Here is a 14964-nt window from a genome sequence, read left to right on the forward strand (position 1 = left end):
TTTTAAAAAATCTAGTTGTTTTTATCTTTTTCTAAATAAAATCTTCGTAATCAAAGCAAACGTTTGATTACGTTCTACGCTTCAAAAACGAAGATTTTCAGTTTAAAAAATACGCTCAAGCCTTTAAAATAAGCGATTAAGCTAGAAAAAACAAATTTTTAATATTTGCTTTGCAATGAATTTTCGATGACTTCTTTATAAAAATCTATGTACGATGGAAGTATTTTTTTCAAATCGAAATCTTGAGCTCTTAAAAATGCATTCTCTTTAAACTGCTTTAAAGTTGCATCATTTTCTAAAATTAATATTGCATTGGCAGCCATATCTTCAACATCTCCAACATTGCTCATATAACCGCAAAAACCATCTACATTCAACTCTGGTAAACCACCTGCGTTAGTTGTAATTGCTGGCACTTTACATGCCATTGCCTCTAAAGCTGCTAAACCGAAACTTTCAGATTCTGATGGCATTAAGAACAAATCAGAAACGGAAAGAATTTCTTCTATAGCATCTTGCTTACCTAAAAAGCGAACATGATCACAAATGCCCAAACTTCTACAAAGCTGTTCATCATAAACACGCTCTGGCCCATCGCCAACCATTAATAGTTTAGAAGGAATTACAGCTTGTACTTTTTCAAAAATCCGAATAACATCAGCAGTACGTTTAACCTTGCGAAAGTTAGAAGTATGAATTAAAATACGCTCGTTATTTGGCGCAATTGCCTTTTTAAAGTGGTCTTTCGCCTGTAAACTAAAGCGACTAAAATCTATAAAATTCGGTATAACCTTAATTTCTTTGGTAATTTCAAAATGGCGGTAAGTATCATCTTTTAAATCCTGCGATACGGTTGTAACACCATCGCTTTGATTTATGGAAAAAGTAACGACGGGTTTATAAGTCGGGTCTTTACCAACTAGCGTAATATCAGTTCCATGTAGAGTGGTAACAACCGGAATGTGAATGCCATAACTGGCCAAAATTTGCTTTGCCATAAATGCGGCAGAAGCGTGTGGAATAGCGTAATGAACATGCAGAACATCCAATTGCTCAAAACGAACAACATCTACTAGTTTACTTGCTAAAGCCGATTCGTACGGAGCATAATCAAACAAAGGATAATCTCTAACCGAAACCTCGTGATAAAACAAGTTTGCAGAAAAGAAATCGAGCCTTGCCGGCTGACTGTAGGTGATAAAGTGAACTTGATGACCTTCGTTGGCAAGAGCTTTACCAAGCTCGGTTGCAACTACTCCACTACCACCAAATGTAGGGTAGCAAACAATTCCTATCTTCATTATAAATGTATTGTTGTTACCGCAAATGTAGCCGATTTTAATCTATTATGCGTGTCGGTTTATTGCAATAAAAAAGAATAGATTTTAAGTAGATATTTTTCACTTATTGAAAAGCAAAAACAGAAGCGTTTAGTAACGAAAGTCCCGTTTTCCGCTTCAAATCCTCGTGCCTAGCTCCCCCAATCTTCACTGCGGGTTTTCTGCTGCAACCGGGTTTATAAATTCTTGGCATCTACAACTCTATCTTCTGGCTCATACATTACAAAACGACTAGGAGAGTAGTCTCATTCTGCTGATGAAATTGTGATCTGGTAATTTAGTTTAGCAAAACAATTTTTAAAAAATGTATTACTTCGTGATGAAAATTAATAATGAGGCCAACTTTTGGTCTATCAGTAACTAATTGTTCAAAAACTTTCAAATCGTAATCATTAAGCTGGTAGGGAACTGATTTTATCTCTACAATTACATTTTCATTAATTACAAAATCTGCATAAAATTTATGCTGTAAAATAATTCCGTTAAAGTTGAAAAGGTATCCTTTCTGAGCTTTATAATCGAAGCCATTATATTTCAATTTCGCTTCAAAAGCAATTTTATAATCCGAATCATGCTTCCCATATCCTAAATTATTATGAACTTGGTCTGCTATTTCTACTAGGGAAAGACATTCCTTTTTGAGAAAAAATTCTTCTTCCCGATGGTTTTTAACCATATTAAAAAGAGAGGTAAAACAGTAATAAACTACGTAAATGACAGCACGTAATCTTTAACTATGAACTAATATTTATTTATAACTGTAAGCTATTTGAGGCTTCTTATAGCTCAGTTTTCTTTCCTCACCTTGAATTTGCGTACGAAGGTCTTCAACTTTGGCAATCTGCTTATTAAAGCGTTCTAAAGCTTTTATAGCGTTTTCTGAATCGCTTTTTGCTTTCTTAGAAAACTTTTCCATCGCTTTTAAATCTACGGATGTACCTGAAGTTGTTTTTGCACTATTATTATTAGACTGCTCTGCAGATGCCTTTGCAATACCATTTGCCTCGAGTAATTTTAACCTTAGTTTTTCAACTTCTTCTTCTTCTTTAGCTTCCTCAATTTTAAGTTTTAAAACTTTTATACTACTTTTTAGCACTTCAATTCTGTTAGTTAATATACCAACTGAATCTTTTGAAACCTTTGGAGTATAGCTTTGAGCCATAACCGAAGTTGAGGCGCCAAGAGCAAAAAGAATAAATAAGATTTTTTTCATATTGTTATGTTTTATAACATAATCCAATATGTGTGCCTTAATAAAAAAGCAGCTTAAAAGCTAAGAAAGCAGAATTAGCGGTTAAAAGAAAGGAATTCTTGATGAATTTCGAGAAAAAAATTCCCCACAAGAAAAGTAGCTATTTCAGCTTTTTCATTTCATCTTTTATAACAAGGAGCAATTCATTCGGTCTTTGGGTACCTATAAAATATTCTAATCCATCACGATCGGTTAAAACAACGGCATCTTTGCCCGAAGAATAAAAACGGATAGTTCCTTTGGTGTGTAAATTATAAACCGGATTATTAAAATAATACCGGCTATAAGTAGCTTTTTTAACTTCAACAATACTATTTAAATCAATTTTAACCCTTTTAGTTGTCCAAAGTCCATCCAGAATCAAACTGCCGTTATCTACAACAATTTTATATTGAATAAGAAAAAGCAGTAACATCGAAACACCAATTATACCAAATCCCACTACTAAAAATAAATCTTGTGTATTATCTCTATCGCGTTCGTAAACATAAGCTGCAAAACAAAATGCAGCCATAATCAACCTGATGAAAATGCGAACATAATCTCTGCCAATGTATTGTTTTTCGATGTATGCGTATCTGCTTTCCACTTATTTAATTTTGAGTTCGAATATAGCAACTTTTTTTGTTGACTTTGATAATTTGTAACGGTTATCCTGTCGCATACCTGCAATCCAAATAATATCTCCATTTCCATTTACTAAAATTGGGATACTACTTTTCAAATGTAATGGTACTTTCTCATCAATAAAAAAGTCACTAATTTTCTTAAATCCACGCATTCCGAAAGGAATAAACTTATCCCCATTTTGCCAGTTTCTTACAATTAATGGAAAAAGCAAGAGATTGGCATCGGTAAAAATTTTATGTTTATTATTATCAAATCTTAAATTATCAGAAAAGCTGAATTCAAATAGATTACCATTAAATTCGAAAGAATTTTCGTTTGAATGAATTAGTATATGCCGATTGTCATTAGGTTTTATTTTACTGACAATTAGATTATTACGATCAATAATAGCTTGACAATTTTGACTTAAAAATTTTACCCCGCTTTGTTTATCAAGCCCTGCAATAATCTCTTCTACAACCTGCTCAATGAACCCAAAAGGCTTCAATAGCTCATAAAGCAGTAGTTTTTGAGGCTTTAAACATTTAATATCATCAATTGCAATATAAGCCCCATCAGGTTTTTCTACAATCAAATTAGCTTTTAATTCTTCAATATGAAGGCTCAAAAATGCTTCTATATCGGCGAAACGAGCAATATTCTGAGCAAAAGTTTGCTCAAGATTAGGATTCATCTGCTTTAAATGAGGAATTACATCTAAACGTAGCTTATTACGAAGGTAATTTGTGCTGGCATTGGAACTATCTTCAACAAAATTGATATGATTATCATCAATAATCTGGTTAATTTCATCTCGGTTTAAAAACAATAGTGGTCTAATTAGTTTATTTCGTTTAGGTAAAATTCCATGTAAACCGCTAATACCAGTTCCCCTAACTAAATTAATCAGCACGGTTTCAACAGCATCATTTCTATGTTGGGCTAAAGCGATAAAATCGTAGCCCTCTTTAATGCTTATTGTTTCAAACCAGTTATAACGCAAATCTCTTGCAGCCATCTGTGTAGAAATTTTATGTTCAGCTGCATATTTTTTGGTATCGAAATGCGTTACATAGAAAGGTAGACTTAAAGAATGGGCAAGCATTTTAACAAAGTTTTCATCACGCTGTGCTTCGTCTGCCCTTAAATTAAAATTGCAATGTGCTACACCAACATCAATACCAATCGCTTTAAAAAGATGCAACATTAACACCGAATCTTTCCCTCCACTAACAGCCAATAGAATTCTGTTTCCCTTTTTAAACAGATCTTCTTGCTCAATAAAATCCTGAAATTGTTTTAAGGGTAACATCCACCAAAAATATTTAATTTTAACCAGTTTCCAACGTTCGGAACAAAAAACTAACTTTGTAGAGTGCAAAAAATATTTGTCTTTCTTTTTTTTCTGATTTGCCCCGTATTTTTATTCGGTCAGCAAAAGGGTTCTATTATAAAAATCATTAGCTCTACTCAAATTACTGGAGATACGAAAAAGAAAGTTTCTTATCTAAAAAACCCTGTTTTCCAGCAGGATAATGCAACGTTAACTTGCGATAGTGCAGTTCTTTACACCGAACGTAATTATTTTGAAGCCTATAAAAATGTTCATATCCAGCAGCTAACGACTGATATTTATTCGGATGAATTGGAATATGATGGAAACAAAAAGCAAGCTCATTTAACTGGAAATGTTAAAATGGTTGATCCAAAATCGATCTTAACAACAAATGTTTTAGATTACAATACCGCGAGTAAAATAGGAACCTATACTACTGGCGGCAAAATTGTAACCCAAGATGTAACCCTTACCAGTAAAAACGGCTATTATTTCAGCAATAGTAGCGATGCTTATTTCAGATATAATGTTTTAGTTGTTACGCCTCAGAGTACCATTAAATCGGATACGATGCGTTATAACCTCGACACAAAATGGACTTACTTTTACGGACCAACAAATATTAAGGGGAAAGATGATAACCTGTATACCGAAAACGGAGCATATAATACGCTAAGTGAGGATGCTTATTTTGGGAAGAAAAATTTGTATAGTCAGGGTACAAAATCGCTAAAAGGCGATAGCTTATATTATTATGGTAAAGTAGGTTACGGTAAAGCGGTTAAAAACATTGTATTTACCGATAAAAAAGATGGCACAAAAATGTACGGGGATTTGGGCTATTATTATAAAATAGACCAGCGTACACTTGTAACACGAAATGCCTTTGTAGATTTTATTTCAGGCGATTCAGTAACCATTAAAGATAAAAAGGTACCAGATACGTTACGCTTAGGTGCAGATACGCTCGAAACACAAATGGTTTTACAGAAAACATTAAAGCTTGTTCCCAAAATTTCTGTTAAGGCTGATAATCAAATTGGTGAAGATGAAGACGAAACGGAGAAACCAGTCAAATCAAGTACAGAAGCCAAAGTAGCGCCTAGTTCAAATAAACCACAACAACCTTTATCTAAAAACGGAAAAGAACCGAAAAATAAAAAAGGCGATAAAAAATCGTCCGAAAAACCCGACGATTTACCCATTAATATTCCAGACAGCTTAAAGCTAAAAGCAGATTCTAGTGCAAAAAACGTGATAAAGACAGATAGTTTGCAGAAAATTATTTTAGATAAAAAAAATACAGACTCTACTGCAAAGATTATTGTAAAAGCTAAAGATAGCTTACAAAAAAAGAAGCCATTAATTACTGAAGCATTTAAGAAAATTCCGAAAGCGAGTGTTGATACCCTCTTAAAACAATTGGATAAAAAAGGAACGAAAGATACTTTAAATAAAGCAACAGCTAATTTAAAACTTAAAATAAAGACCGATTCAGTCTTCAACCCTGCCGATACGGTTCAAACTCGGTTGATAAAAGCTTATCACAATGTGAGGATTTTTAAAAGTAATATTCAGGCTAAAACAGACAGCTTATTTTACACAGCAGCAGATTCTACTTTACGATGCTTCGGAAACCCAATCATATGGTCGGAAGGCTCGCAAGTGGTAGGCGATACCATTTATGTTCAGTTTAAGCAAAACAAATTAAATAATTTACAAGCTTTTAGAAATGCGTTTTTAGTTAATACCCCTGCCGATTCGTTAAGGTTTAATCAAATTAAAGGCCGCTACATGACTGGCTTTTTCGCTGAAGGAAGGTTAAAAACTTTATATGTTGATGGGAATGCAGAGAGCATTTACTTTACACAGGACGATAGTACAAAAGTTTATAAAGAAATGAACCAAACGGTGAGCAGCCGTATTAAATTCATTTTTAAAAATAACGATATTGACGATATTGTTTATGTTAACAATATTGAGGGTGCACTTAATCCTGAAAGTAAAGTTGAAAGGGATAATGTACTAAAAGGATTTTCGTGGAAACCGAAAGAAAGACCAAGATCTAAGAAAGAGGCTATTGGTGCATCAGGAAAGGCAAAAGTTAAAGCTAAAGTTCCAGCGGTTAAGTCTGTTAATTCGGCTGCAAAACCTGGCCCAGCAAAGCCTGTAAAATCACCTATTGAAAAGTCCGTTACCCCAAAAGCTATTTCAAAAACGGATTCACTTCCTAATTTTGGGATTAAACCTATTTTCCCGAAAAAAGATTCTGTTAAAACCGAAAAACTTCCAATTAAGCATTAGTTTGTTTTTTCAAAAAAGCCATCATCTTTTGCAAAGCAATTGCTCTATGGCTGATTTTATTTTTCTCATCCATACTCATCTCAGCAAAGGTAATATCATAACCATCTGGTTGAAAAATCGGATCGTAGCCAAAACCTTTTGAGCCAGAAAGTTCTGTTCTTATTGTTCCATTGATAACGCCTTCGAACAAATGATTTACGCCGTTTTGAATTAAAGAAATCACAGTTTTAAACCTGGCATTCCGGTTTTCTATACCCGCTAACTTTTGCAAAACCAGATTAATGTTATCCATACTATCCCTACTTCCAGCGTATCTGGCAGAGTAAATGCCAGGTTCATTATTTAAAGCTTCAACTTCTAAACCGCTATCATCAGCAAAACAATCTAAATTATAATGTTCAACAACATAGCTACTCTTTAATGTCGCGTTACCTTCAAAAGTATCAGCAGTTTCTGGAATATCAGTAAAACAACCAATATCTTCCAAATTAAGTACTTCGTAAATGCCGTTTAGTGCTAAACGAATTTCCTCCGTTTTGTGTTGATTATTTGTAGCGAAAACAAGTTTTTTCATGCGGAAAATTAAAGTTGTTTTTAATAACGAAGAGGGTTTTATTTAATCTTCTGAAGATTTCCCCAAAGAGATTTTTTTGAAGATAAATCACTATCCAAAGGATGAAGATTTGGAGCAAAAATAATTCTGGTCGTTTCATAAAGAATGATTTCTCCGGCCCAGGTTAAATTGAGTTTCAAATGAGTTGCCTCTACACCAAAAGAAAGCATAATCTGTGGCTTAAAAAACTGCTCTAATTCTGCAAAAGTAGCTCCCGAATAATTGGCATAATTAAGCAGAGCAAAATCAGGAGTACTTAAATCAATTGCTTTTACAATTTTCCTTAGCAGTTCTCTACCTTGTTCGCTGCTCACATCGTAGGTCTCATCGTTCACTAAAATTAAAACCGATTTTTTATTTCCACCCAAAAATTTAAACGTTTTTTGTGGCAAAGGTTCTTCAACAATAGGCAGAATTTCCACCTTTTGAGCATAACTATCTGATTGATTTGATGGTTTTTGAGCAGGAATTATAGTATTTTCTACTACAATACCAGGAGCATTTTGTTCGATATTAGAAATAGAAATAATTGGCAAAACTGCTTCAGCTACAGCAGGAAGCTCGATTTTTACAGATTTATCTTCAACAACAAAAACATCATCAGTAAAAAATAATCGTAAAGCATTCTCATTGTTGGTAACCTGACTTTCCATTCGTATTTTTGCAGTATAATAATTTCTGTTAAAATTAGTTAAATATCTTATAATAGCCCCGCTTATTGTTACTTTTATCCTTTAAAATTTATAGAACCTTCTGTGTGAGAAAAGCTTATTGCTTATTTGTTTTCAGTTTGTTGTGTAGCTCAGTTTTTGCTCAAAACGTAGCCGTGATTAACAGTAAGCCTTTAAGTAGTAAGGAATTTATGTGGGCTTACAAAAAAAGTCACAACGGAAATACTCCATCAGATTATAATGATTTACTTTCTTATTTAAATTTATACATCAATTTTAAATTAAAAGTACTTGATGCCCGCGAAATGGGATTGGATAAAAACACAACTTATCAGGAAGAAATTAAAACTTATGAAAGCGCATTAGCAACCCATAAAAAAATAAGCAATACTGGTAAAGACTACGATTATTTGCTAACTGAATATAAAGAGGGTGTTTTAATGTTTAATGTTTCCGAACAAAAAATTTGGGAGAAAGCACAAGAAGATGAACAAGCGGTTGACGATTTTTATAGAAAGAACAAACAAAATTATAACAAACAATTAAGCGAAATAAGAGGTGAAGTAATAGCCGATTATCAGCAAAAACTGGAAGAGGATTGGTTAAAAAATCTTCGAGAAAAGTATCCAGTAAAGATTAATGAAAATGAGTTGAAAAAACTAGCGAAGCTATAAATAGAACTCCATTTAAATTAATTAATCAATAGTATTAAATTTGCAAAATATAATAAATAGAATGAAGAAAGTTTTTTTAGTAGTAACTGCTTTAATTAGCTTGTTTTTAAACAGCTATGCGCAAAAAAATAACATAGATAAAGTTGCTGCTGTGGTAGGTAATAACATTGTTTTATTATCTGATTTAAATCAACAATACACACAATATCTGTATCAGGGTAATCAACCCAATCCAAATATTAAGTGTATGATTTTACAACAAACATTAACTCAAAAATTACTTAAGCAACAAGCCGAAATCGATTCGGTTATGGTTGAAGATAATCAGGTTGATGATGAGGTTAACAGAAGAATGCGTTCGATGACGCAACGTGCCGGTGGGCAAGAGCGTTTGGAGCAATTCTTAAATAAATCTTTATTACAGTATAAAGATGAAATGAGACCATCGATTAAAGATGAGTTAATTGCACAAAAAATGCAGTCTAAAATTACAGAGCATATTAATGTTACGCCTATGGAAGTTGAAAAATATTTCAAATCGTTAGGTGATTCGCTTCCAGAATTTAACACCGAAATTGAAGTTGGTGAAGTTGTTTTAAACCCTAAACTAACTAAAGCGGAGAAAGAAAGATTTCATGATAAAATTGAAGCATTACGCTTAAGAATTAAAGGCGGCGAAGATTTTGGCGCTTTGGCAAAAGCCTACTCAGAAGACCCAGGTTCGGTTAGTGATGGTGGAGATTTAGGTTTTTTCGATAGAAGTATGATGGCCAAAGAATTTACAGCCTGGGCATTTAAGCTTAAAGCAGGTGAAATGTCGCCGGTATTTGAAACAGAATTTGGCTATCACATTTTACAGGTAATAGAACGCCGTGGAGAACAGGTTCATGCTCGCCACATCTTAATTATGCCGAAAAGTACGCCGGCAAGTTTGGATAGAACAAAACTTCATGCTGATAGTATTTACAATAACATCATAGCTAACAAATTAAGTTTCGCTGCTGCTGCAAATTTATATTCAGATAATAAAGAAACTAAATATAACGGCGGTATGATGCTTAATGCAGAAAATGTACAGTCTAGAACTACTTTCATTCCTGTTGAAAAACTGGAGCCAGCAGTATTTTTGGTTGTTGATACAATGAAAGTTGGTGGTGTTTCTAAACCAGAATTATTTACTGGAGCTGATGGAAAACAAGGATACCGTATTTTATATTTGAAATCAAAAATCCCGCCTCACAAAGCCAATTTAGCACAAGATTTCCCAAAAATTAAGGAAGCAGCACAAAGCGACAAAACAAATCGTACCTTAAGCGAGTGGTTTGAAAAACGTCGTGAAAGTACTTTCATTAAAATTGATGATGAATTTCAGGATTGTGACCAGTTAAAAATCTGGACTAAGAAAAATACAGAAACTAAATAACACCAATGCAGTATAAGAACGAAGTAGAAGCTGTAGATGCCCTTCATCAATCATTTAACAACATTAAAGCCGAAATAAGCAAAGTTGTAATTGGCCAGGATGACATTATAAAATCTGTTTTAATCGCTATTTTTAGTAACGGACATTGTTTGTTAGTTGGCGTACCCGGATTAGCTAAAACTTTACTTGTACAAACTGTTGCATCGGTTTTAGACCTTGATTTCAACAGAATTCAATTTACCCCCGATTTAATGCCGAGCGATATTATCGGCGCAGAGATATTGGGAGAAGACAGGCACTTTAAATTTATTAAAGGGCCTGTTTTTTCAAACATCATTCTGGCTGATGAAATTAACCGTACCCCACCAAAAACTCAAGCTGCCTTATTAGAAGCCATGCAAGAGAAATCGGTTACGGCAGCAGGTCAAACGCATACATTACCTAAGCCATTTTTTGTATTGGCAACACAAAACCCGATTGAGCAGGAAGGTACTTACCCCCTTCCAGAAGCGCAATTAGACCGTTTTATGTTTAACATTCAGTTAAATTATCCTTCTTTTGCAGATGAATTAACCATTGTTAAAAACACAACAAGCAATAAAGCTATTCAACTACAAAAAATCATCCATGCAGATGACATTCAATACTTTCAGAAATTAATTCGCGATATTCCGGTAACAGACAATGTTCTAGAATATGCGGTAAAACTTGCCGCAAAAACCCGCCCGAACAGCGAATTTGCAACCGAAGCGGTTAATAAATACATTAGTTGGGGTGCTGGCCCTCGAGCCTCTCAGTTTTTAGTTTTAGGTGCAAAGTGTCATGCAGCGATTTCAGGAAAATACGCCCCCGATATTGAAGATGTGCAGGCAGTTGCAGAACCAATTCTACGTCATCGCATTGTGCGTAATTATCGTGCCGAAGCAGAAGGTTTATCTATTGAGAAAATTATAAACGATTTATTGTAATCCTGCAAAATGGAACTAGTATTAATGGATTAGCTAGTTTATATAAATAAAATCCAAATCTTTATAATTTTAATTTTGTTACTATCTTTACCACACAATTACAAAGCATAATTTTTTAAATCAAAAATATTCGATATGTCAGCTCACGATTCACACGCACCAGTTCAGGAAACAAAAGGCATTTGGGCATTGCCATTAGCAGCTTGCATTTTGGCTTTAGTACTGCTAATTATTTTCACCAGACCAATTTTTAACCACGAAGAGGCTAATTCTTCACACGAAAAAACTGAAGCACCGACTCATCATGAGAAAACCGAGGCTGCAGAACCCCATCATTAAGAATTTTCAAAAATATAGTATAAAAGAAATGCGACGATTGATATCGTCGCATTTCTTTTATACGGTTATTAGGTTTTATTTAATCCGGTCGATTAAATTCGGATAATCAGTAATAACTCCATCTACACCTAAATCCATAAAATATTTTATTTCCTTTATCGTATTTACCGTCCAAGGGATAATTTTGATACCCATATCGTGACAACGATCGACCAAGCCCTTTCCTACCAAAACAGAATAAGGGCTATATATAGTCGGCTTAAAACCTAATTTTTCAATATAATCTTCAAACGGTTCTTTTTCGTCAATAAGCAATGAGGTTTGAATTTTAGGATATTTTTCATGCAAATATTGTAAAGTTCTCATATCAAAAGATTCGATAATTACTCTTTTAGAAAGCTTTTTGGAATTGATAACATCCATAATTAAATCAACAAATTCTGCTGGTTCGGGATGAAATACATTATCGCCATTTTTAATGGTTTTCGTTTCTATGCTATAAACTGGTTTTTGAAGCTTATTCTCTTTAACATATTCTTCAACAGCATCTATTGTTTCAGAAAGCAAAGGTTTTGACGCTTTATATTTCATTTGGCCAGGAAAACGGGTATGTACTTTACTTCCAACATCAAACTTCTTTATCTCATCATAATTCATTTTATAAATATTGAAATTCTTCTGGTCTTTAAGTGTAATTGCCTTTCCATTGGGTTGCAAAGAAATTTCGTTATTAAAATAAGGTTCTTGAGATAAAACCACTTGTTTGTCCTTAGAAATCACAGCATCCATTTCTAAAGTATGCACACCCAAATCCAAGGCTTTTAGCATCCCTTTAATTGTATTCTCAGGCATTATTCCTCTAGCGCCAGCTTTTCCCTGTACATCGAACTTTTGTTTTTGTGCAAAGCCATTTAAAAATAATAAAGTTAAGAGCAAGAAAAGGGGTATTTTTTTATACATGAAATTCGTTTTAGCAATAAACGTAAAATTAGAGATTTACTTATAAAAAAAGGGCTTTCTTTTTACAGAGAGCCCTTTTCAACATTCACATTATAATATTATCTTTCTGCAGGTACAAATGCCTGAACGATTAAGTTCCAGCTTGCATCGGCAGCTTTTTCGTAAATAAATACATAGTTAAAGCTTTCGCGTAAATCTGCTTTATAATCAATAGTTGCAACACCATAAGTATAGGCGAAATCGCTACCCGCGGCTTTATCAACACCTGTTGTTTTCAAATTGATTTTACTAACCATTCCATTAAGAAAAGTAAGAACTTTTCCTTTACCATCAATAGCCTCGTTGCCTGGAAAAAGCAAACGGGCATCATTAGTTAAAAATCCACCAAATGCGCCAATACCATGTGTTTTAAGGAAAGTATTTAGCGTTTTTTCAGTAGTTAGAATTACATCTTTACCTGCTTTTATATCTTTTTCGTTTATAAATGTTTTAGGCGCAATATGCTCTTTAGGCTCCACAAATCTATTCGAAACCTTTGTTAATGGCTTATTACTCTCTGTTCCTAAATCGATAGCTAATCTCCATTTACCGTTTTCAACTTTCCAAATAGAAAGATATTGACCATATTTTTTGTCAGTTTTTCCTACCTGGTAGGTTCCCGTTGTAAAGCCCCAATCGCCGCTTTTTGAGACCTTAGCCAAATTTGGCTCCCAGCTTACTTCATTCATCCCTTTAGCTTGCGCAGCATAAAAGGTTTTTGAATTAACAGGATTTGGTCTGAAAACTAAAGCATTTGCTGATGAATATTCAATATAAGAATCTTTATCTCCAATTTTAGCAATCGATTTTTCGAATTCATTTTCTGCATTTACTAGAGATTTTGTTGTTCCATCGCTCTTCTGTGCAAAAGCACTCAAAGTCAAAGCAACAGCAATTGTGGTTGAGAATAGTTGTTTCATTTGTGTTTTATAAGGTATGACGAATATAAAGTTTTCTTTAATGTTAACTTTTAAAAGTAATTAACAATTAAACATTTTACTTTTCGCGATAAATAGTTTCCAGAACAGTTTGACCTGTGGCTTTTAATGTGTTTTTATCAATATTCGCCAAATTATCGAGTTGGGTGTGCCAGTTTATGTAGAACCCACTGTTATCGTTATAGTGAATAATATCTATGGATGGAACACCAGCTTTATTCATCCAGAAATGATCATCTACAAGTTTTCCACTTTGAATACTCACAAAATATGATGAGTAACCAATTTCGCTACCAATATTCCAAACCTTGCTCACAACATCTGGCGCAGCCTGTCGAGAAATCTCATCTTGAGTAAACTGGGCACTTCCGCCACCAACCATGTCTAAGTTTATTCCATACATTGCTTTATAGCCAGTTGCTATTGCATTCTTAGCCCAAAACTGTGAACCTAAACACCAGGTTGTTTCATCTGGGGTTTCGTCATTTGCTTTTCCATAATCTTCTAAATCCCATAATGCAAAATCTACACCTACATTTGGTTGTTTTTGTTGAATCTGACGAGCCATTTCTAAAATTACAGCAACACCACTACCACCATCATTTGCGGCATCGAATGCTTTTTTATGGTTTGCAGGATCTGTATCCTGGTCAGAAAACGGACGAGCATCCCAGTGCGCTGTAATTAAAACTCTATTCTTTTTCTCCGGATTAAAAGAAGCTAATATATTTTTAAGCTGAAAACTTTTACCATCGTAAGTACTTGTTTTAGCACCTTGAATTTTAACATCTGCACCAAAAGATTTCAACTTAGCAACCAAATAATCGGCACATTTTTGATGAGCAGCAGTACCTGGAATCCTTGGCCCGAAATCTACCTGAGCTTTGGTATAAGCAAAAGCAGAATCGGCATTAAATTCTGGCGAAACCAGTTTTATTTCTTGAGTTTTAGCTTCTTCTGTTGATTTTTTTTCGTTTTTACATGACTGAAATCCAATAATTGCGATTAAAGGCAGTATTAAAAGTTTTTTATTCATTGTTGTTTATTTCCTGTAAATTATAGAATCTACTTCATGTAATAGGCTCTATGCTCCCCCTTTGAAGGGGGTTGGGGGATGATTATTCTCCCATTCAATTATATAATTCTCAATCGTTCTGTTTACATTTTCAATATCATCAATCACTTCACAATCATTAAACCTAATAACATTAAAACCCATTTCAGTTAAATCAAGTTCTCTTTTTTTATCCCGTTGAAGTTGTTCTTCCCAATTATGTGTCAATCCATCAACTTCAATAATTAATTTTAAGTCTTTCGAGAAAAAATCAGCAATATAATTACCAATTGGTCTTTGCCTCAAAAAAGGGTATCCATGCATCTGCCTATTTCGAAGCAATTCGCACCACAAACGAATTTCTGCTTTAGTTCCTTCCTTTCGATTGCTTCTGGCAAAAGATTTTAGGTTCTTATTGTAGTTGTTGTTCATTGTAAATCATCC

Annotated in this window: 16 protein-coding genes; 5 read left to right on the forward strand and 11 right to left on the reverse strand. The window is 33.9% G+C overall.

Annotation, left to right across the window (positions count from 1 at the left end; all coding sequences use genetic code 11):
- Positions 1-158: 158 nt before the first annotated feature.
- The 5 genes from bshA to tilS form a co-directional block, all read right to left on the reverse strand.
- A complete protein-coding gene (gene bshA, locus ACFOUY_RS16175; RefSeq protein ID WP_378962165.1) occupies positions 159-1301 on the reverse strand; it encodes an N-acetyl-alpha-D-glucosaminyl L-malate synthase BshA in 1143 nt (380 codons plus the stop codon).
- Between the two features lie 316 nt (positions 1302-1617).
- The gene (locus ACFOUY_RS16180) at positions 1618-2016 is read right to left on the reverse strand and encodes a GxxExxY protein (protein WP_378962167.1); all 399 of its coding nucleotides are present in this window, start codon (positions 2014-2016) and stop codon (positions 1618-1620) included.
- Positions 2017-2088: 72 nt separating this feature from the next.
- On the reverse strand, positions 2089-2553 hold the full coding sequence (locus ACFOUY_RS16185) for a hypothetical protein (protein ID WP_378962168.1): 465 nt from the start codon (positions 2551-2553) through the stop codon (positions 2089-2091).
- A 139-nt stretch (positions 2554-2692) separates the two neighbouring features.
- Entirely contained in the window at positions 2693-3181 is a 489-nt protein-coding gene (locus ACFOUY_RS16190; protein ID WP_378962170.1) for a hypothetical protein, read from the reverse strand.
- Positions 3182-4513: a tRNA lysidine(34) synthetase TilS gene (tilS, locus tag ACFOUY_RS16195; protein ID WP_378962173.1), complete on the reverse strand. Its 1332-nt coding sequence runs from the start codon at positions 4511-4513 to the stop codon at positions 3182-3184.
- A 63-nt stretch (positions 4514-4576) separates the two neighbouring features.
- Between tilS and ACFOUY_RS16200 the strand changes: the two genes are divergently transcribed.
- A complete protein-coding gene (locus tag ACFOUY_RS16200) occupies positions 4577-6841 on the forward strand; it encodes an OstA-like protein (protein WP_378962175.1) in 2265 nt (754 codons plus the stop codon).
- Here ACFOUY_RS16200 and ACFOUY_RS16205 read toward each other — a convergent pair.
- A complete protein-coding gene (locus ACFOUY_RS16205; RefSeq protein WP_378962178.1) occupies positions 6831-7415 on the reverse strand; it encodes a non-canonical purine NTP diphosphatase in 585 nt (194 codons plus the stop codon). The genes ACFOUY_RS16200 and ACFOUY_RS16205 overlap by 11 nt on opposite strands.
- A gap of 38 nt (positions 7416-7453) precedes the next feature.
- On the reverse strand, positions 7454-8107 hold the full coding sequence (locus ACFOUY_RS16210; RefSeq protein ID WP_378962180.1) for a hypothetical protein: 654 nt from the start codon (positions 8105-8107) through the stop codon (positions 7454-7456).
- A 173-nt stretch (positions 8108-8280) separates the two neighbouring features.
- On the opposite strand from ACFOUY_RS16210, the gene ACFOUY_RS16215 reads away from it, so the two are divergent.
- From ACFOUY_RS16215 to ACFOUY_RS16230, 4 genes are all read left to right on the forward strand, one after another.
- Entirely contained in the window at positions 8281-8799 is a 519-nt protein-coding gene (locus tag ACFOUY_RS16215) for a hypothetical protein (RefSeq protein ID WP_378962182.1), read from the forward strand.
- A gap of 61 nt (positions 8800-8860) precedes the next feature.
- Positions 8861-10222 (forward strand): peptidylprolyl isomerase, encoded by a 1362-nt coding sequence (locus ACFOUY_RS16220; RefSeq protein WP_378962184.1) that lies wholly within the window; start codon positions 8861-8863, stop codon positions 10220-10222.
- 5 nt (positions 10223-10227) lie between these two features.
- A complete protein-coding gene (locus tag ACFOUY_RS16225; protein WP_378962186.1) occupies positions 10228-11190 on the forward strand; it encodes an AAA family ATPase in 963 nt (320 codons plus the stop codon).
- Positions 11191-11325: 135 nt separating this feature from the next.
- Positions 11326-11529 (forward strand): hypothetical protein, encoded by a 204-nt coding sequence (locus ACFOUY_RS16230; RefSeq protein ID WP_378962188.1) that lies wholly within the window; start codon positions 11326-11328, stop codon positions 11527-11529.
- 75 nt (positions 11530-11604) lie between these two features.
- On the opposite strand, the gene ACFOUY_RS16235 is transcribed toward ACFOUY_RS16230, so the two are convergent.
- From ACFOUY_RS16235 to ACFOUY_RS16250, 4 genes are all read right to left on the reverse strand, one after another.
- Positions 11605-12489: a glycerophosphodiester phosphodiesterase family protein gene (locus ACFOUY_RS16235; RefSeq protein WP_378962191.1), complete on the reverse strand. Its 885-nt coding sequence runs from the start codon at positions 12487-12489 to the stop codon at positions 11605-11607.
- A gap of 98 nt (positions 12490-12587) precedes the next feature.
- A complete protein-coding gene (locus ACFOUY_RS16240; protein ID WP_378962192.1) occupies positions 12588-13448 on the reverse strand; it encodes a nuclear transport factor 2 family protein in 861 nt (286 codons plus the stop codon).
- Between the two features lie 76 nt (positions 13449-13524).
- On the reverse strand, positions 13525-14502 hold the full coding sequence (locus ACFOUY_RS16245) for a M28 family peptidase (protein ID WP_378962194.1): 978 nt from the start codon (positions 14500-14502) through the stop codon (positions 13525-13527).
- A 48-nt stretch (positions 14503-14550) separates the two neighbouring features.
- Complete coding sequence (locus tag ACFOUY_RS16250; RefSeq protein WP_378962196.1) at positions 14551-14952, reverse strand: endonuclease domain-containing protein; 402 nt, start codon at positions 14950-14952, stop codon at positions 14551-14553.
- Between the last annotated feature and the right edge of the window lie 12 nt (positions 14953-14964).

It is taken from the genome of Pedobacter jamesrossensis (genome assembly GCF_042650905.1).
In the GTDB taxonomy this organism is placed as follows: domain Bacteria; phylum Bacteroidota; class Bacteroidia; order Sphingobacteriales; family Sphingobacteriaceae; genus Pedobacter; species Pedobacter jamesrossensis.

Excerpts from the sequence above, each read along its gene's own strand:
- ACFOUY_RS16180 (WP_378962167.1), bottom strand. The coding sequence starts at position 2,016 with ATGGTTAAAAACCATCGGGAAGAAGAATTTTTTCTCAAAAAGGAATGT.
- ACFOUY_RS16245 (WP_378962194.1), bottom strand. The coding sequence starts at position 14,502 with ATGAATAAAAAACTTTTAATACTGCCTTTAATCGCAATTATTGGATTT.
- ACFOUY_RS16205 (WP_378962178.1), bottom strand. The coding sequence starts at position 7,415 with ATGAAAAAACTTGTTTTCGCTACAAATAATCAACACAAAACGGAGGAA.
- ACFOUY_RS16235 (WP_378962191.1), bottom strand. The coding sequence starts at position 12,489 with ATGTATAAAAAAATACCCCTTTTCTTGCTCTTAACTTTATTATTTTTA.
- ACFOUY_RS16240 (WP_378962192.1), bottom strand. The coding sequence starts at position 13,448 with ATGAAACAACTATTCTCAACCACAATTGCTGTTGCTTTGACTTTGAGT.
- ACFOUY_RS16210 (WP_378962180.1), bottom strand. The coding sequence starts at position 8,107 with ATGGAAAGTCAGGTTACCAACAATGAGAATGCTTTACGATTATTTTTT.
- ACFOUY_RS16220 (WP_378962184.1), top strand. The coding sequence starts at position 8,861 with ATGAAGAAAGTTTTTTTAGTAGTAACTGCTTTAATTAGCTTGTTTTTA.
- bshA (WP_378962165.1), bottom strand. The coding sequence starts at position 1,301 with ATGAAGATAGGAATTGTTTGCTACCCTACATTTGGTGGTAGTGGAGTA.
- ACFOUY_RS16250 (WP_378962196.1), bottom strand. The coding sequence starts at position 14,952 with ATGAACAACAACTACAATAAGAACCTAAAATCTTTTGCCAGAAGCAAT.
- ACFOUY_RS16225 (WP_378962186.1), top strand. The coding sequence starts at position 10,228 with ATGCAGTATAAGAACGAAGTAGAAGCTGTAGATGCCCTTCATCAATCA.
- ACFOUY_RS16185 (WP_378962168.1), bottom strand. The coding sequence starts at position 2,553 with ATGAAAAAAATCTTATTTATTCTTTTTGCTCTTGGCGCCTCAACTTCG.
- tilS (WP_378962173.1), bottom strand. The coding sequence starts at position 4,513 with ATGTTACCCTTAAAACAATTTCAGGATTTTATTGAGCAAGAAGATCTG.
- ACFOUY_RS16230 (WP_378962188.1), top strand. The coding sequence starts at position 11,326 with ATGTCAGCTCACGATTCACACGCACCAGTTCAGGAAACAAAAGGCATT.